This is a genomic window from Cellulomonas sp. SLBN-39 (assembly GCF_006715865.1).
In the GTDB taxonomy this organism is placed as follows: Bacteria; Actinomycetota; Actinomycetes; order Actinomycetales; family Cellulomonadaceae; genus Cellulomonas.
The window spans coordinates 2,427,113-2,444,225 of sequence record NZ_VFOA01000001.1; the positions used below are offsets into that span (position 1 = coordinate 2,427,113).

The 17,113-nt window shown below is 75.3% G+C and carries 15 protein-coding genes; 7 read left to right on the top strand and 8 right to left on the bottom strand.

The window, feature by feature from the left end:
* Window positions 1-448: 448 nt before the first annotated feature.
* Window positions 449-2,119, top strand: a complete 1,671-nt coding sequence (locus FBY24_RS11185) for a glycosyl hydrolase family 18 protein (RefSeq protein ID WP_142160626.1) — start codon at window positions 449-451, stop codon at window positions 2,117-2,119.
* 75 nt (window positions 2,120-2,194) lie between these two features.
* Here the strand turns inward: FBY24_RS11185 and FBY24_RS19160 are convergent, their stop codons facing one another.
* A complete protein-coding gene (locus FBY24_RS19160) occupies window positions 2,195-3,958 on the bottom strand; it encodes a hypothetical protein (protein WP_186343260.1) in 1,764 nt (587 codons plus the stop codon).
* 356 nt (window positions 3,959-4,314) lie between these two features.
* Here FBY24_RS19160 and FBY24_RS11195 point away from each other — a divergent pair, with 356 nt between their 5' ends.
* Entirely contained in the window at window positions 4,315-5,970 is a 1,656-nt protein-coding gene (locus FBY24_RS11195) for a glycosyltransferase (RefSeq protein ID WP_255432357.1), read from the top strand.
* Complete coding sequence (locus tag FBY24_RS11200; RefSeq protein ID WP_142160628.1) at window positions 5,912-7,060, top strand: hypothetical protein; 1,149 nt, start codon at window positions 5,912-5,914, stop codon at window positions 7,058-7,060. Before FBY24_RS11195 ends, FBY24_RS11200 begins: the two co-directional genes overlap by 59 nt.
* A gap of 258 nt (window positions 7,061-7,318) precedes the next feature.
* On the opposite strand, the gene FBY24_RS11205 is transcribed toward FBY24_RS11200, so the two are convergent.
* Window positions 7,319-8,095 carry an aldo/keto reductase gene (locus tag FBY24_RS11205; protein WP_142160630.1) on the bottom strand — a complete coding sequence of 259 codons (777 nt, stop codon included), beginning with the start codon at window positions 8,093-8,095 and terminating at the stop codon, window positions 7,319-7,321.
* Window positions 8,096-8,368: 273 nt separating this feature from the next.
* On the opposite strand from FBY24_RS11205, the gene FBY24_RS11210 reads away from it, so the two are divergent.
* Window positions 8,369-8,644 (top strand): adhesin, encoded by a 276-nt coding sequence (locus tag FBY24_RS11210; RefSeq protein WP_142160632.1) that lies wholly within the window; start codon window positions 8,369-8,371, stop codon window positions 8,642-8,644.
* A 153-nt stretch (window positions 8,645-8,797) separates the two neighbouring features.
* Here FBY24_RS11210 and FBY24_RS11215 read toward each other — a convergent pair whose 3' ends face one another.
* A complete protein-coding gene (locus tag FBY24_RS11215) occupies window positions 8,798-9,418 on the bottom strand; it encodes a CE1759 family FMN reductase (protein WP_142160634.1) in 621 nt (206 codons plus the stop codon).
* Between the two features lie 64 nt (window positions 9,419-9,482).
* Window positions 9,483-10,661 (bottom strand): LLM class flavin-dependent oxidoreductase, encoded by a 1,179-nt coding sequence (locus FBY24_RS11220; RefSeq protein WP_142160636.1) that lies wholly within the window; start codon window positions 10,659-10,661, stop codon window positions 9,483-9,485.
* Window positions 10,662-10,859: 198 nt separating this feature from the next.
* Between FBY24_RS11220 and FBY24_RS11225 the strand changes: the two genes are divergently transcribed.
* Window positions 10,860-11,546, top strand: a complete 687-nt coding sequence (locus tag FBY24_RS11225; RefSeq protein WP_142160638.1) for an FAD-dependent oxidoreductase — start codon at window positions 10,860-10,862, stop codon at window positions 11,544-11,546.
* Between the two features lie 17 nt (window positions 11,547-11,563).
* On the opposite strand, the gene FBY24_RS11230 is transcribed toward FBY24_RS11225, so the two are convergent.
* The 4 genes from FBY24_RS11230 to FBY24_RS11245 all read right to left on the bottom strand — a co-directional run bounded on the left by FBY24_RS11230 (window position 11,564) and on the right by FBY24_RS11245 (window position 15,507).
* Entirely contained in the window at window positions 11,564-11,881 is a 318-nt protein-coding gene (locus tag FBY24_RS11230; RefSeq protein WP_142160640.1) for a hypothetical protein, read from the bottom strand.
* The gene (locus FBY24_RS19680) at window positions 11,862-12,590 is read right to left on the bottom strand and encodes a signal peptidase I (protein ID WP_304515642.1); all 729 of its coding nucleotides are present in this window, start codon (window positions 12,588-12,590) and stop codon (window positions 11,862-11,864) included. Before FBY24_RS19680 ends, FBY24_RS11230 begins: the two co-directional genes overlap by 20 nt.
* Window positions 12,591-12,620: 30 nt before the next feature.
* A complete protein-coding gene (locus FBY24_RS11240; RefSeq protein WP_142160642.1) occupies window positions 12,621-13,382 on the bottom strand; it encodes a TasA family protein in 762 nt (253 codons plus the stop codon).
* A gap of 112 nt (window positions 13,383-13,494) precedes the next feature.
* Window positions 13,495-15,507, bottom strand: coding sequence for a bifunctional diguanylate cyclase/phosphodiesterase (locus FBY24_RS11245; RefSeq protein ID WP_255432358.1), 2,013 nt, complete (start codon window positions 15,505-15,507; stop codon window positions 13,495-13,497).
* Between the two features lie 252 nt (window positions 15,508-15,759).
* Between FBY24_RS11245 and msrB the strand changes: the two genes are divergently transcribed.
* Together msrB and FBY24_RS11255 are read left to right on the top strand one after the other, a co-directional pair.
* Entirely contained in the window at window positions 15,760-16,179 is a 420-nt protein-coding gene (gene msrB / locus FBY24_RS11250) for a peptide-methionine (R)-S-oxide reductase MsrB (protein WP_142160644.1), read from the top strand.
* Between the two features lie 133 nt (window positions 16,180-16,312).
* The gene (locus tag FBY24_RS11255; RefSeq protein ID WP_142160647.1) at window positions 16,313-17,047 is read left to right on the top strand and encodes a nuclease-related domain-containing protein; all 735 of its coding nucleotides are present in this window, start codon (window positions 16,313-16,315) and stop codon (window positions 17,045-17,047) included.
* Window positions 17,048-17,113: the final 66 nt, after the last annotated feature.

Consider the following 17,113-nt stretch of genomic DNA (forward strand, 5'->3'; position numbering starts at 1 on the left):
GCACAGGTGCTGCCAGGTGGGGATGCTGCTGCCCCGATCTGCCGGACGGGCCGACCGGGTGGGGGTTCGACCGGTCCGACGACCCCGCGTGCGACGAGCGCACCGCTTGCCGGACGACGGTGGCGTCGGCCGGGGGTCTGCGACGTGGGCGTGACCTCCTCGCCGAGGCTCGTGGACGTCGCGCTGGTCCACCTGTGGTCATCCATCCGATGACTTGGTCGTCGGTGCTCACGGCCGTCGTCGTGCTCCGGCGGGGTGAGGTGCACCCGATCGTGTGACCTGGTGGCCTCTGACCTGCGCAGATGTGGGTTCTCCTTGACCGGTCGAGCGCTGTGCCGGGCGCGGTCCTCGGTCATCTGATGATTGACCACTTCCCAGCGACGGGGCTAGCGTCGTACCTGTCCGATTTGTACGTCTTCCTTACATATTCGACGACGGGAGCCGCCCCATGCGACGGAGCACGGACGAGAAGAGGACCGACCACCCGCCCCGACGGCGCACGCGAGGGTTGGCCGCCGTGGTCGCCGCGCTCGCGGTGGTCGTCGGCGGGCTCGCCGCGGCACCGGCTGCCACCGCCGCAGGCGCCGTCACCGTGACGTTCACGTCGCAGGGGGACTGGTTCACCGGGCACCAGGTCGCGGTCACGGTGAAGAACGGCACGGGCTCGTCGATCCCGTCCTGGGCGATCGAGATGGACCTGCCCGCCGGGCGTGCGATCACCAGCGCCTGGGACGCGGACATGGTCCGCACCGGCCAGCACTACGTGCTCCGGTCCAAGTCCTGGGCCGGTGCGCTCGCCCCGGGCGCGAGCCAGAGCTGGGGCTACGTCGCCTCCGGTCCCTACGGCGCGCCGACCGGCTGCACGGTCAACGGCGCGTCCTGCACCGGTGACGGCAGCACGCCGACGCCCACGCCGACCGTGACGCCGACGGCCACGCCCACCGCGACGCCGACGCCCACGAGCACCCCGAGGCCCACCAGCACCCCGACGGTGCCGCCCGCGACGGACGGCCGCGTGGTCGGGTACTTCGCCGAGTGGGGCGTCTACGCCCGCAACTACCACGTCAAGGACATCGACACCTCGGGCGCGGCCGACCAGCTCACGCACATCCTCTACGCCTTCGGGAACACCACCGGAGGGCGCTGCTCCATCGGGGACTCCTACGCCGACTACGAGAAGGCGTACACGGCGGCGCAGTCCGTCGACGGGGTCGCGGACACCTGGGACCAGGAGCTGCGCGGCAGCTTCAACCAGCTGCGCGAGCTCAAGGCCAAGCACCCGCACCTGAAGGTCATCTGGTCGTTCGGCGGGTGGACCTGGTCGGGCGGCTTCACGCAGGCCGCGGCCGACCCGCAGGCGTTCGCGAAGTCGTGCCACGACCTCGTCGAGGACCCGCGCTGGGCGGACGTGTTCGACGGCATCGACGTGGACTGGGAGTACCCCAACGCGTGCGGGCTGACCTGCGACACCAGCGGCCCGCAGGCCTTCGACCGCGTCGTCACCGCGCTGCGCGACGAGTTCGGCGACGACGCACTGGTCACGGCGGCGATCACCGCCGACGGCAGCACCGGCGGCAAGATCGACGCCACGGACTACGCAGGCGCCGCCGACCAGCTCGACTGGCTCATGCCGATGACGTACGACTACTTCGGCGCGTTCGCCCCGCAGGGCCCCACGGCCCCGCACTCCCCGCTGACGTCGTACGCGGGCATCCCGCAGGCGGGCTTCCACTCCCAGGCGGCGATCGACAAGCTGCTCGCCAAGGGCGTGCCGGCCGACAAGCTGCTGCTCGGCGTCGGGTTCTACGGGCGCGGCTGGTCGGGCGTCACGCAGTCCGCGCCCGGCGGCACCGCGACGGGTGCGGCACCGGGCACGTACGAGCCCGGGATCGAGGACTACGAGGTGCTCGTGCAGCGCTGCCCGGCCACCGGCACGGTCGCCGGCACCGCGTACGCGCACTGCGGCACCCAGTGGTGGAGCTACGACACCCCGGCGACGATCGCGTCGAAGATGGACTGGGCCCGTGACCGCGGGCTCGGCGGGGCGTTCTTCTGGGAGCTGTCCGGCGACACGGCGGACGGCGACCTGGTCCGGGCGGTCGGCTCCGGCTGGCACTGACCCCCGCGGCACGACCCGGACGGCCCGGGCGGCGAGGAACCCCTCCCGCCGCCCGGGCCGTCCGGGTCGTCCGGCTCAGGCCGGCGCGATCGTCGTGACCGTCCCGCGCGACCCGCGGTAGCGCAGCGCCCCGTCCTGGACGAACAGCACGCCGCCGGTCGACGCGGTCGCCGGGGTGCCGCTGCTGCGCAGGAACACCCCGCCGTCCGTGCCCACCTGGTTCGGCGACCGCCGGTACAGCTGCGTGTCGCGGGCGGCGGCGCCGTCCCCCCACTGGTGCGTGCCGTCGGCGGTCACGACGAACCGCCGCTGGGTGTCCCCGACCACGTCGGTCTGCACCGCCGTGGCCTGCAGGTCGCCCGCCGCGGACCGCACGAGCACGCCCTGCCCGCCCCGGGCGGCCAGGGTCTCCACCATGACCGCGGGCGCCGCGCCGTTCCGCCGCACGAGCAGGCCCGCGGCGGTGCCGTCGTCGCCGCCCACCGTGACCCGGCCGGACTCGCGGTCGAGCTGCAGCGGGGCGTCGACGAGCCGGGCGTCGGACAGGTAGCGCAGGAACTGGAAGTTCGCGCCCTGCGGCGTGGTGCGCAGCACCCACCGCGGCTGCGTCGGCCCGTGCTGGAGGCTGAACGCGAGGTCCTTGGGGCGGGTGTCGTTGCCGACGATCCGCATCTGCTCGTGCTGCGTGCCGACGCCCACCTCGAAGTCGGCCATGTTGGTCCGCACGGCCGACCGGTCGGTGCCGATCTTGCCGGTCGTGGTGTCGATGATCTTGATCTCCAGGCGGGTCTGCAGATCGCCGCGGGAGTCGGGCACCTCGAAGTTCAGGTGCCCGTGCTTGAGGTTGTTCCGCAGCAGGCTCGGGTCGTCGTTGTCGAGGAAGTGCGCGCCGATCCACGCGATCGTCACGGGGAAGCTCGGGTGCGTGGGGCGGCCCGTGAAGTCCCCGTCCGGGTAGTGCGGCTGCGGCCAGTGCGCCTGGTACGTGAGCATGCCCTTGGCGCGCGGGTCCTTGAGCTGCACCCGGATCGACTCCCCGTACCAGCGGAAGTGCGGCTGGTACGCCTCCAGCACGATGCGCCCGGTGGAGTCGTAGTACGACGGCCCGGACTCGGTCCCGCCGGCGCCCGAGGACTTCACGGTCAGCGTCCGCGGTGTCGCCGTCGAGCCGATCACGAGGTCGTCGTTGATGGTCTGGGCCAGCGGGAGCACCCCCGCGGGCCGGGCCGGGGCGGGGCCGTGGGCCGCCGACGCGGACGCGGACGCGCTGATCGCCGCGCCCGCGCCCAGCGCGACCATGCCGGCGCGGAAGGCGTCGCGGCGCGACACCCCGCGCGCGGGCGGGACGTCCGGGACCGCCGGGACAAGGGCCAGCGCGGTGCCCGCGGACGGCCCGTCGGCCCCGGCCCGGCGCGCCCGTCCCGTCGGTCCGGGCGCGGCGCCGGGGGAGCCCGCACCCCGCGCACCGACGGTCGCGGCGCCCGGCAGCAGGTCGACGTGCACGCCGTCCGACGACGCGAGCCGTGACGGCAGCGCGAACGTGTGCCGGGCGTACTCCTGCCCGTCGAGCGTCAGGGCGAGCGTGTACGTCCACCCCGTCAGCGCGCGCCCGGCGCCGTCGGTGAACCCCGGCTGGTCGGTGAACGGCAGCCTCAGCGTGGCGCGCCCGTCGTCGTCGAGCGGCACCGGTGCGGCGCGCGGCGCGACGACCGCGCCCGTCGCCGCCCAGACGCGCGGCGTCGAGGAGGTCACGGTGACGCGCCCGGGCCACGGGGCCCCGACGTCGTCGACGAACGGTCCGAGCGTGACGGTGGTGGTACGGATCTGGTTCGGCAGCACGAGCAGCCCCCTGGGTGCGGCACGGTGGTGGGCGCACCCCGCCGCACGGCCCGGACGCCGCGCGGCGCGCCGGGCGTCGAGGTGTGGCACCTGGGCCCTCGGACGGTGCCGGGCAGGACGTCGGACCTCGATCATGGCGGCCGGGCGCAGGGCCCGGAAGGGGGTGCGGCACCGCCGGACCGGCGACGGGGCGGGTGAAATCCGCGCGCGCGCCCGGTCGACTCGTCCCCTTCGCCCCCGTCTGCCGGGGTGCCCGGCGGCCACCCCGGCGGGCGGCACCACCGCTCGCGCCCCGGCACTGGTTAGCGTGCCGGGCAGGGCCGGACGGGTGATGCGGCCGGGACGGGGTGGGTGACGTGGAGCTGAGGCTGGAGACCGCGCTGCGGGCGCGCCTCGTCGTGCTCCCGCCCGCGGCCGACGGCACGCCGCGCGTCGGCGTCGACTCCAGCGTCGGGCGCGCCCGCCGCGGCTCCGCGCTGCGGGCCCTGCGCCTGCCGCCCGACGCGGACGTCGTCATCGAGGAGATGGCCCCCGCCGACCTCGACGCGGCGCTGCTGGCCACCTACCGCGACGAGGTCCTCGACGACGCGACCCTCGGGCTGTGGCGGCGCGCGCCCGAGCAGTCCGCGCGCAGCGTGCTCGTCGGGTGGCAGAAGCCCGCGGCGGTCGCGCTGCTCCTCGTCCTCGTGCTGGTCCTGGTCCGCTGGCCCGGCCAGACGCTCGTCGCGACGTCCGTCGTCGTCGGCGCCGCGTTCCTCGTCGGCGTGGCCTTCAAGTTCTGGACGTCGTTCCGGGGCGCGCGCATGGAGGAGCTCATCCGGCTCGCGCCGCCCCCGCAGGACCGCGTCGCCGACGAGGACCTGCCCCGCTACACCGTGCTCGTCCCGGTGTACAAGGAGGCGAACATCGTCGCCCGCCTCATCGAGAACCTCGGCGCCCTCGACTACCCGACGCACCTGCTCGAGGTGCTCGTCCTCGTCGAGGAGGACGACGACGAGACCCGGGACGCCGCGCTCGCCGCGCACCCGCCCGAGCACATCCGCGTCGTCGTCGTGCCCGACGGGCAGCCCCGCACCAAGCCGCGGGCCTGCAACGTCGGCCTCATGCTCGCCACCGGCGAGATGCTCGTCATCTACGACGCCGAGGACCGGCCCGACCCCGACCAGCTGCGCAAGGCCGTGGCGGCGTTCCGCGCCGGGTCGGACCGGCTGGTGTGCGTGCAGGCCGCCCTCAACTACTTCAACGCCGACGAGAACCTGCTCACGCGCATGTTCACGCTGGAGTACTCCTACTGGTTCGACTACATGCTGCCCGGCCTGGAGTACGGCACCCTGCCCATCCCGCTCGGCGGCACGTCCAACCACTTCCGCACCGACGCCCTGCGCCGGCTCGGCGGATGGGACCCGTTCAACGTCACCGAGGACGCCGACCTCGGCATCCGCGCCTCCGCCGAGGGCCTGAGCGTCGGCGTCATCGACTCCACGACGTACGAGGAGGCGAACTCCCGGTACGGCAACTTCGTGCGCCAGCGCTCCCGCTGGATCAAGGGGTACATGCAGACGACGCTCGTGCACGTGCGCCACCCGCTGCGCCTCGTGCAGGTCGCCGGGCTGCGGCAGGTCCTCGCGTTCCTGTTCCTCGTGGCCGGCACCCCCGCCGCGTTCCTCGCCGTCCCGGTGCTGTACCTCGTCTTCGTCGCCTCGCTCGCCCTCGGCCCCGGCGGGCTCGCCGTGCTGTTCCCCGGCTGGGCGCTGTGGCTGAGCCTGGCCAACCTCGGCGTCGGCAGCGTCCTGATGACCTACGTCTCCATGATGGGCGCCTTCAAGCGGCGCCGGTACGAGCTCGTCCTGTGGGCCCTGCTCAACCCGTTCTACTGGCTGCTGCACGCGGTCGCCGCCTACAAGGCGCTCTGGCAGCTCGCCTTCCGCCCCCACTACTGGGAGAAGACCGACCATGGCCTCACCCGCGTCGACGCTGCCGGCCTCGACGATCCGGTACCGGCAGGCCGCTGACGCGTGGCCCGTGCGCCCCGCGCACCGGTGGGCGCTGCGCCTGGTCTACTTCGTGCCGCTCGCCGCGCTCGCGTGGTGGGCCCTGCCCGGGCCCGAGCCCGTCGGGCCCAACGCCGCGCTCGCGGCACGCGGCGCCCTCGTCGTGTGGGGCGACACCGACCTGGCGTGGGTCGGCGAGGTGTGGCCGCCCCTCGCCGCGGGCCTCGCCGCGCTGCTCGGGCAGAGCGGCCTCGGGTACGTCCTCGTCGCGGCGGCCGTCGTCGCGTTCAGCCTCCAGGGGCTGGCCTCGACCATGGTCCGCGAGGGGTTCGGCGGATGGGCCACGTCGGCGGTCGTCGCCACCGTCATGCTCGCCCCGCCGACGACGTACCTCGTGGCGACCGACCTGCAGTCGGTCCTCGGCCTGGCGCTCCTCGTCACCGCGCTCGCGGGGATCGCGTCGTTCGTCGAGCGGGGCTCCACCGAGGCGGGGTTCCGCGCCGGGCTGGCCCTCGGCGTCGCGGTGATGGTCGACCCCGCCGCGTGGCCGTACGCCCTCACCCTCGGCCTGGTCGCCCCGTTCTTCGCCCGGCACGCCGGACGGCGCGGCCCGTCGGCGCAGCTGGCCACGGTCGCCGTGCTGCTCTTCCCGCCGGCGGCCGCGATGGGGTTCTGGTGGTACCTGTCGTGGTGGTTCTCGCCCACGCAGTTCGGCGGCCTGCTCGAGGCGGGCGCCACGTGGTTCCCCGGCGGGGTCGGCCCGGCCGCGCAGGCGGCGACCGGAGCCGTGCTGCTCAGCATCGCGGCGTCCCCGCTGTTCCTCGTCGCGGCGTGGGCGCGGGCCGTGCGCGAGCCGTGGTCGCTCATCGCCCCCGCGATCGCGGTCGTCGGTCTGTGGACGTCGTTGTGGCTGGGCGTGCGCCAGCCGGGCGGGCAGACGTACCTGCTGCTCGTCGTCCTGTACGTGATGCTGCTCGCGGTGCGTCGGCCGACCCGGCGGCGCCAGGTCGTCATCGTCGTGACCGCCGCGGTGCAGCTCGGCCTGATCTGGTGGGTGTCGCTGACGTCCGGCACGCCCCTGACGTCGTGGCTGCTGGGCCTGCTCGGCTGACCGCGACGCGGCGCTCTCGGCCCCGGGGGCACCGGGGCGACCCGTTTCGTCCGATGTGGTTGACGTCACTCCCGCCGGTCCGGTAGACCTGCGGAAGGCGGCACAACGGCGTGACGCCGATCACGCAGGACGCGGTGGTGGTTCTCGGCCGACCCCCGCCCGACGTGCTCGTCGACCTCCGGGTCCGGCGAGCACGTGCGCCGTGGGAGCGCAGCCACCGGCCGCAGCGACGGGCATCCCGACGCCACGCCCGCCGGCTCAGCCCGCCAGCGCGTCGATCGCCGCCACCTCGTCAGGCGTCAGGGTGAGGTCGAGCGCCCCGAGGTTCTCCTCGATCCGCTCGCGGCGCACCGACTTCGGGATCACCACCACCCCGTGCTCGACGTGCCAGCGCAGCACCACCTGCGCCGGTGTCGCGTCGTGCGCCCGGGCCGCCGCGACGATCGCCGGCGCCGACAGGTCCGTCCGGCGCAACGGGCTGTAGCCCTCGACGACCACGCCGCGCTCACGGTGGGCGGCCAGCAGCGCCGGGTCGTGGTCGACCGGCGACCAGGGGATCTGGTTCACGGCCGGTGCCTCGCCCGTCGCCGCGACGAGCTCGTCGATCTGCGCGACCGAGTAGTTCGACACCCCGATCGACCGGGCCAGCCCCTCGTCCCGCGCCCGGCGCAGCTCCTCCCACACGTGCGGGCTCGCCTGACCGGACGGCGGCCAGTGGATCAGCCACAGGTCGACGTGGTCGGTGCCGAGGGCCGCGAGCGACTCGAGCAGCGTGCGCCGTGCCCGGTCGCCGTGGTCGGGCGGCAGCTTCGTGGTCACGAACACGTCGTCCCGGTCGATGCCGACCTGCGCCAGGGCGCGGCCGATCTGCGCCTCGTTGCCGTAGCCGGTCGCCGTGTCCACGTGCCGGTAGCCGAGCTGCAGCGCGGTGCTGACGGCGCGCTCGGCGTCGGAGCCGTCGGCCTGCCACGTGCCGAGGCCGAGGAGGGGGATCGCGCCGCCGGGCAGCGCGAGGGGAGCGGGTGCGTGGTCCATGGGCCCATCGTGACCACACCGGCGAGGCATGCGCCCGCCGGCCGGCGACCCCGGCCGACGACGACCGGCGGGGCGGAGCGTAGGTGGCTCGAGCGGCACCCGCCTCTGGGGCGTCCGGCGTGTCGGGAGAGGTCTCACGAGCCGGACCTGCGTTTGCGGACGGGTGCCGGGCGTGCGCACGGTAGGGGCGACCGACGGGCACCTCGTCCGCCCCGGTCCGGCGGAGACCCCGCCGGCGCGGGGCCGTGCCCAGGCGACCGAGAGGAGACTCCCGTGCTGACCCTGACCGAGAACGCCCGCACCGCCGTCCAGACGCTCACCGAGCGCGCCGGGCTGCCGCAGGAGAGCGGCGGCCTGCGCATCGCCGAGCAGGAGGCCGGCGGGTTCGAGCTGGCCCTGGTGGCCGGGCCCACCCCGGGCGACGACGTCGTCACGGAGGGCTCCGCGCGGGTCTACGTGGACGAGCGGGCGGCGACGACGCTCGCCGACCAGAAGCTCGACGTGGAGCCCACCGGCACGGGGACGGCGTTCACGCTGCTCCACCAGTGAGCCCTGCCCCACCCGTGGGGCTCGTGCCTGCGCACCGGCGCGGACCCCGCTGACGCGTCGTCGGACGCGTCGCTGCACGCGACGAGGGCGGACCCGCCGACCGGTGGGTCCGCCCTCGTCGTGCGTGCCGCCGACCGTGACGGCCGGCGGTCGTCAGGCCCCGCCGAGCAGGTCCTCGAACGACGGGACCGCGTCGTACAGCCCCGCACGGCGCGTGGGCGGCCGCCCGGCCACGCGGGCCGCCAGCTCGCGGCCCGCGCGGCGCACCCGGTCGGGCAGCGGGTGCACGTCGTCGCCACCCGCGTCGGCCCAGTCGTCCGTCGCGGCGAACACCGCGGTGGGCACGACGTCGGCGCCGAGGTGCGCGAAGAGCGGGCGCAGCGCGTGGTCGAGCACGAGCGAGTGCCGGGCGCTGCCGCCGGTCGCCGCCACGAGCACCGGGGTGCCGCGCAGCGCGTCGGGGTCGAGCACGTCGACGAAGGACTTGAAGAGCCCGGCGTAGGACGCGGCGTAGACCGGCGTCACGGCGATCACGGCGTCCGCCGCGGCGAGCGCCTGCTGGGCGTCGGCGAGGTCGCCGCGCGCGAAGCCGGTGAGGGTCTGGTCCACGACGTCGTGCGCGAGGTCGCGCAGCTCGACGACCCGCACGTGCGCGGTGATCCCGTGCTCGTGCAGCTCGCCCGCGGTCGCCTCGGCGAGGCGGTCGGCGAGCAGCCGGGTCGACGACGGCTGCGACATGCCGCCGGAGACCACGACGATCTGGCGTTCGTCCATGAGAGCACCTCCTGGGTGCGCCCGTCGCTGACGGCGGGCCGGGATGGGTCGGGGGGCGTGCGGGTCAGGCGACGGTCGCGGCGTCGGCCGCGGCGAGGTCGTCCTCCGCGGTGCGGCCGGTCCACCGGTCCGCCGCGACCTCCGCCGCGTGCGGCACGGTGCCCGCCGCGCGGGCGGCGGCGACACGCTCGGCGTGCGACGGCGGGGCCGCGGGCACGTCGGCCGGACGCCGGGACTCGGCCTCGGCGCGCAGCACCGGCACGATCTGCTCGGCGAGGATGTCGATCTGCTCCAGCACGGTCTTGAGCGGCAGGCCGGCGTGGTCGATGAGGAACATCTGGCGCTGGTAGTGCCCGACCTGCTCCCAGAAGGCGCCGTAGCGGTCGATGACCTGCTGCGGGCTGCCCACCGTCAGCGGGGTCTGGGCCGTGAAGTCCTCCATCGACGGCCCGTGCCCGTAGACGGGGGCGACGTCGAAGTACGGGCGGAACTCGTTCCACGCGTCCTGGCTGTTCGGGCGCACGAAGACCTGCCCGCCGAGCCCGACGATCGCCTGGTCGGCGCGGCCGTGCCCGTGGTGCTCGTACCGCTGCCGGTAGAAGTTCACCATCTGCGCGGTGTGCTCCATGGGCCAGAAGATCGCGTTGTGCAGGAACCCGTCGCCGTAGTACGCGGCCTGCTCGGCGATCTCGGGGGAACGGATCGACCCGTGCCACACGAACGGCGGGACGCCGTCGAGCGGGCGCGGCGTGGACGTGAAGCCCTGCAGCGGCGTGCGGAACTTCCCGCTCCAGTCGACGACGTCCTCCTCCCAGAGGCGGCGCAGCAGCGCGTAGTTCTCGATCGCGAGCGGCAGGCCCTGGCGGATGTCCTTGCCGAACCAGGGGTACACCGGCCCGGTGTTGCCGCGGCCCATCATGAGGTCCATCCGGCCGTCGGCGACCACCTGGAGCATCGCGTACTCCTCGGCCAGGCGGACGGGGTCGTTCGTGGTGATCAGCGTCGTGGCGGTGGAGAGGATGATGTTCTTCGTCCGGCCGGCGAGGTAGCCGAGCATCGTCGTGGGCGACGACGGCACGAACGGCGGGTTGTGGTGCTCGCCGGTGGCGAAGACGTCGAGGCCGGCGGCGTCGGCGTGCTCGGCGATGGTGAGCATCGCCCGGACCCGCTCGGTGTCGTCGGGCGTGCGTCCCGTGGTGGGGTCGGTGGTGACGTCACCGACGGAGAAGATCCCGAACTGCATGGTGCACCTCGCTGTCGTCGTGGACCTGAAGTCTATGCGTTTGCATCGATCTGGTGCCGTCAACACCACCCCCCGACGGGCTATTCCGAGGCTTCCCGCCGAGACGGCCGACCCCGCGACGTATCACCTGCGCCGCTGCGCGCTCCTCTCCCGCGCCCCCGCCGGACGGCGGGGCGAAGGACCAGCGGAGGACGCCCCATGACGACCGCCACGCCCGCCGACGCGGAGCCCGACGTGCTCGACGCGCTCGCCTCCTGCGCGGCAGCGGTCCACCCGCCCGCCACGCCCGCCTACGACCGGCACTGCCGCACCCGGGGCGTGCTGCGCCCCCTGCGCCCCCTGCGGCCCGTCGCCGTCGTCGAGGTGCACCGCACCCACGAGCTCGTCGCCGTCCTGCACGCCGCCCGGGCCCACGGCGTGCACGTGGCCACCCACGGAGTCGGGCACGGCGGCGCCGGCGACCTGGCCGGGGCCGTGCTCGTCGTCACCGGCTGGCTCGACGGCGTCTACGTCGACCCCGGCACCCGGACCGCGCAGGTCGGCGCCGGGGTGCCCTGGGGCGAGGTCGTCACCGCGGCCGCCGCGCACCGGCTCGTGCCCGCGTGCTCCGGGCCGCCGACCGTCGCGCTCGCCGGCTACCTCACCCCGGGTCCGGGGCCCTCGGCCCGGGCCCTCGGCGTCGCGCCGTCGGCCGTCCGCTCCGTCGAGCTGGTGACGGCGGCCGGCGACGTGCGCCGCGCGAGCCGCGACGAGCACCCCGGGCTGTTCCGCGCCCTGCACGACGGTGTCGGTGCGGTCGGCGTCGTGACGGCCGTCGAGGTGGACCTCCTGCACCAGCCGCCGACCCTCGGCACGGGGGAGCGGGTGCGCGCGCTGGGGCTCTGAGCGCGGGGCGGGCGCCGTCAGGGGGCGACGGCGGTCACGGTCGGCGGCGTCGGGTCGGCCGTCGGCGCGGGCCCGGGGTCCTGCGCGTCGGTCGGGGCCGGCGCGGGGTCGGACGTCGGCTCCGGGGCGGGCCAGCGCGGGTCCTCGGCACCCGTCGAGCGCACCTGCCACGTCGTCGACGTGCGGTCGACGAACACGGCGCCCGTGCGGCCCAGGGCGGGCCCTGCCGCCACGCAGGCCGCGAGCAGCAGCGCGACGACGAGCCGCCCCCGCAGCCCTCGGGCGTCCGGCGTGGCGGCGGGACCGGCGCGCCGGTCAGTCGAGGAGGAGCGCATCGAGCCTCCGGTCGTCCTCGCGCCCCGGGACGCGCCGGCGCCGGGCCCTGCGGGCGTCGAGCAGCGAGAGCCCCTCGAGCAGCGCCAGCGCCAGCAGCGGCGGGGCCAGGAGCGTCGCGCGGCCCTGCGCCGACGTGGCCCAGGCCAGCGGCTCGCCCCACCCCCGGTGCACGGCCAGCAGCACCCCCCGCACCCGCTCGAACGGCGTCGCGTTCGGGTCGGGGTCGGCGTTCGCGTCGCCCTGGGTGCGGATGTACCCCTGCAGGGTCGGCTCGCCGGTCGCGTCGACGACCTCCGCCATCTGCCCGTCCGCGGCGACCTGCTCCATCGCGGGCAGCTGGTGCAGCGAGACGATCCGGTGCGTGACGAGGTTCTCGGACCCGACGGGCTGGAACGTCACGACGAGCCCCGGCCGCAGCTCCGACACGTCCCGCACCGCGCGCAGCACCACGACGTCACCGGCCTGGAACCGTGGCGCCATCGAGCCGGACGTGACGACCAGCAGGCGCTGGCCCTGGGCCTGGAACCACAGGGGCGCCGCCAGGCTGGCGGCGTACAGCACGACGCCGGCCACCACCACGACCCACAGCGCGACGCCCGCGGCCCGGCGCCACAGCGGCAGGTGGACCCGGGGCCTCGCCGGGGCAGGGCGAGGCGTGCGCCGGTCGGCCCCGGGCCACCGCCCGAGCGTCGACCGCGCCTGCGCCACCCCCGCCCCGGGCACCCGCGCGCCCGCCCGTCAGCCGTCGACGGGCGACGGCCCGGTCAGCGCGCCCCCGTTGTTCACGGTCTGCTCGGAGCTGAACGTCAGGGCCACGTCCGCGGCCCGGTTCTGGTACTCGTTGCCCGCTGCGGGGTCCATGTCGACCCGCAGGCACAGCGCCTCGGTGCCGCTCGCGCCGGCCAGGCCCCGCTCGTCGGCGAGCCCGCCCGTGCCGGCGGGGTCCTGCGCGTCGCCCGGGGAGCCCAGCACCGGGACCGGGGTCGCGCCCGTCGGCAGGCCGAAGGTCGCGCCGCCGCCCAGCAGGGCCGCCGAGTCCGCGACGGGCTCCGTGCCGTCGACCGAGGCGTCGCAGGTCGCCGAGACGTAGACGCGCAGGCGCAGCACGTCCGTCAGGGCCGCGGGCGTCACGTCCGACGGCGGGCTCGGCATGGGGTCCGCCGGGTCCGTCGCGTCCGCGCGCAGCGAGATGCCGTACCGCAGGTGCAGCGACCCGCGGTTCTCCACCGTCAGCGGCGCCCACGTGGTGCCGCCGGGGGCCAGGCCCTCGGTGGGCACGTCGAACGCCACCGACTGCGCCGCGGCGAGCTGCAGCGTCCCGCTGGTGATGCTCCCCGACGACGTGTCCTGGTCGGTGAACACCGCGGCGGTCGTCAGCGAGGCCACGCCCACGGCGGCGAGCGTGAGGATCCCGCCCGTCGTCCACAGCCGCCGCCGGCGCATGACCTCGGCGCGCGGGGGCTCGGGGTCGATCATCTCCTCGAGCAGGTCGTCCATCATCCGGGTGTCCCTCGTTCGTACGCGTCACGGCCTGGGATGGCGGAGAGGGTGCACCTCTCCCCATCGCCCCCTTCGGCAGGGCGCGGGCCGGACTTGAGGAGTTCCGCCAGATTCACTCGGACGAGTGACGGACCGTCGGTGCCGCGCCCGCCGCGACGTGCGCCGCGGGCGCCGGTCGTGCCCACAGGAAGCCCTGGGCGCGGTCCACCCCGAGGCGTCCGAGGACGGCCGCCGTGGCCTCGTCCTCGACACCCTCCGCCACCACCGTCAGGCTGAACGAGTGCGCCAGGTCGACCATGGCCTGCACGACGACCTCGGACCCCTCGCGCGCACGCTCGCCGAGGTCCTGCACGAACAGGCGGTCGATCTTCAGCTCGTCCACCGGCAGGTCCCGCAGCTGCGAGATCGACGTCGTCCCGGTGCCGAAGTCGTCGATGGCGACGCGCACGCCCAGCCCCCGCAGCCGGTGCAGCACGGGCACGACCCGCGAGCGGTCCGCGACGATGGCGGTCTCGGTGATCTCGACCTCCAGCAGGCGCGCCGGCAGGTCGTAGGTCGCCAGCAGGTCCTCGACGGTGTCGACCACCGCCGGCGTGGCCACGTCGTGGGCCGACAGGTTCACGGCCACCGGCAGGTCGCGGCCCTCGGCGCGCCACACGGCGAGCTGGCGCACGGTCTCCGTCAGCGCGAGCTCGGTCACCTCGTGGATGAGTCCCGACTGCTCCGCGAGCGGGATGAACGTGCCGGGCGCGAGCACGCCGCGCGTCGGGTGCCGCCAGCGCAGCAGCGCCTCGAAGCCCACGGTGCGGCCCGACGCCAGCTCGATCTTCGGCTGGTAGTGCATCTCGAGCTGCGCGTGCTCGCTCGCGCTGCCGGGGGCGCCCGTCAGGTCCGCCGAGCGCCCCGCGGCCTGCGCCTCGATCGCCGCGTGCAGCTCGCCCAGCAGCACCAGGCGGGCCGGCGAGGAGTCGTCCACGTCGGGGGAGTACACCGCGACACCCGTGCGCTGGTGCTTGGCCACGTACATCGCGATGTCCGCGGTCCGCATGAGGGCCGACGCGTCGCCCGCGTGGTCCGGCAGGCACGCGACGCCGATCGACGTCTCCACGTGCAGCGCCATGCCGCCGAGCTCGAACGGCCGGGCGAACAGGCCCCGCACGCGCCGGCCCAGGCGCTCGGCGTTCGCGACCGTGCGCACGTCCGGCAGCAGGATCGCGAACTCGTCGCCGCCGAGCCGGGCCACGACGTCCTCGTCGCGCAGCGCGCCGCGCAGCCGCTCGGCGACCTGCTCGAGGAGCTCGTCGCCGTGGTCGTGGCCGAGCGTGTCGTTGATGTCCTTGAACCGGTCGACGTCCAGCAGGATCAGCCCCACGCGGGTGCCGTCGACCTCCGCGCGGGCGATCGTCTTGCGCATCTGGTCGGCCAGCAGCCGCCGGTTCGGCAGGCCCGTCAGCGAGTCCAGCATGGCCAGGCGGGCGTTCTCCAGCGCGGTGTGCCGCAGCCGCCGCGACGTGCTGGTCACGATGCGGAACAGCAGCAGCCACAGGACCACCAGGCTCGACGCGACGACCAGCGTGACGTCGCGCACCGCGCGCGCCAGCGTGCGCTGGTTCGCCGTGTGGTCCAGCACGACCTCCGCGACGCCGACCTGCTCGCCGGGCGCCGCCGCGCCCGCCGACCCCCCGTCCGCCGTCTGCGACGCCTGCACCGGCACGTACACGTCCAGCACGGTCGTCTCGGCCGCCGCGCCGGCGGCGCCGCGGCGCACCTCGCGCTGCACGACGGCGTCGGCCGCCCGCCCGCCCATGACGGCGTCGAACCGCTGGGCGTGCGGCAGCCCGCTCGTCGTCGTCGGGTCCGAGCTGTGCATCAGGCGCCCGTCCAGGCTCCACAGCCGCAGCTCGACGAGCGCGCCGGCGAACCCCGCGGTCTGCGACGTCACCCGTGCGTGCGTCTCGTCGGTGAGCACGCCCGTCACGAATGCGCTGCTGGGGACGCTCCCGGCGGCGTACCCCGCGACGACCCGCGCGAGCGTCGTGCCGTCCGCGGCGGCCTGCCGCTGCATCTGCGCCGACGTCACGAGGACGAGCGCGACCCCGAGCGCGGCCATGCCGACGAGGCTCACGACGGCGAAGGTGCGCGTGAAGCTCCTGCGTCGGCGGGACGTTCGGGGCACAGGACCTCGCAGCGTCGGGGTGACGGGCGTCAGGTCACACTAAGTCGTCCGTCCGGGTGAGCGACACCTCGGCGCGCCGGACAGTTGCCCCGGCCTCACGACGGACGTGCTCGGGCGGGCCGGCGGACCCCGTCCTCGCGGTGGGAACGCCCGGCGTCCCCACCGTGTTGTGCCCATCGCCACCGACACCAGGAGGACACCGTGAGCACCCCCTACCCCGTGCAGAAGTCCGACGAGCAGTGGTCCGCCGAGCTGGACCCGCAGGAGTTCGCCGTGCTGCGCCGTGCGGGCACCGAGCGCGCCTGGACCGGTGCCCTGCTCGACGAGCGCCGCGAGGGCGTCTACCGCTGCCGCGCGTGCAGCAACGAGCTGTTCCGGTCCGAGACGAAGTTCGACTCGCACTGCGGGTGGCCGAGCTTCTTCTCCCCGCTCGCCGGCGACCGCGTCGAGCTGATCACCGACCGCAGCCACGGCATGGTCCGCACCGAGGTGCGCTGCGCCCGCTGCGGCTCGCACCTGGGGCACGTCTTCGACGACGCGCCCCAGACGCCGACCGGCGACCGGTACTGCATGAACTCCGTCAGCCTGACCTTCGAGCCCCAGCCCGACGACGCCCGCTGACGACCCGCCGGGGCGCGACGCGCCGCGGCGGCCCGACACGCCACGACCCTGGCGTCCCGACACGCCAGGGTCGTGACGAAACTGTGCTGTTCACCCGCTGCAGTTCGGGCCCGCCGCTGCCGATAATGCGGAGGTGGAGGAGGTGCTGACGGTCCGACGATGGCGACGCTACGGCGCCGACCGGTTGTACGTGACCCTCGAGACGGGTGCGGCCCTGGGGTCCGTGGACCTGCAGTCCGGCGAGGTCACGGTCGAGGACCCGCTGCTGGAGGCCGGTGTGCGGCGCGCCGCGCAGGCGTACCTGCGCAAGGACGTCGCCGAGCTGGTCCTGACCGTCGAGCAGCCCCTCGGCTCGCTCGACACCTTCGAGACCGACCCCGTGCCGCGCACCGGCGAGAGCACCGGCTCGGTCGCCGCCCGGCTGGACCGGCTCGCCGAGGAGGGCTGGCAGGTCCTGCACGACGTGCCGCTGGGCCGCCAGGGCACCGTCGTCGAGCACCTGCTCGTCGGCCCCGGGGGCATCCTCACCGTCGCCGAGCGGCGGCACCCCGAGCAGAGCGTCACCGTCTCCGGGCGCTCCATGCGCGTGGACGGCCGGGCCGTGGCGCACCTGCGCGACGCGCGCCTGGAGGCGTCCCGCGTCCAGGGGCTGCTGCAGGCCGCGGGCTGCGCAGGCGTCACCGTGCGGGCCGTCCTGGTCATCCACGCCATGCTCGACCGCGACCCCGACGCCCCCGCGCAGGACGCCCTGGTGCTGTCCCGCCACGAGGTGCCCGGGGCGTTCCGGGCGATGCCGGTGCGCCTGGAGCCCGCGCGGGTCTCGGCGATCGCGCAGGTGGCCCGGCGCCGCCGCACCTGGGCGCACTGACCGGACCCGCCCGCCGGGCCCGTTCCTCGGACCCGACGCGCCGGGTCCGCCGTGCCCGACCCGGTG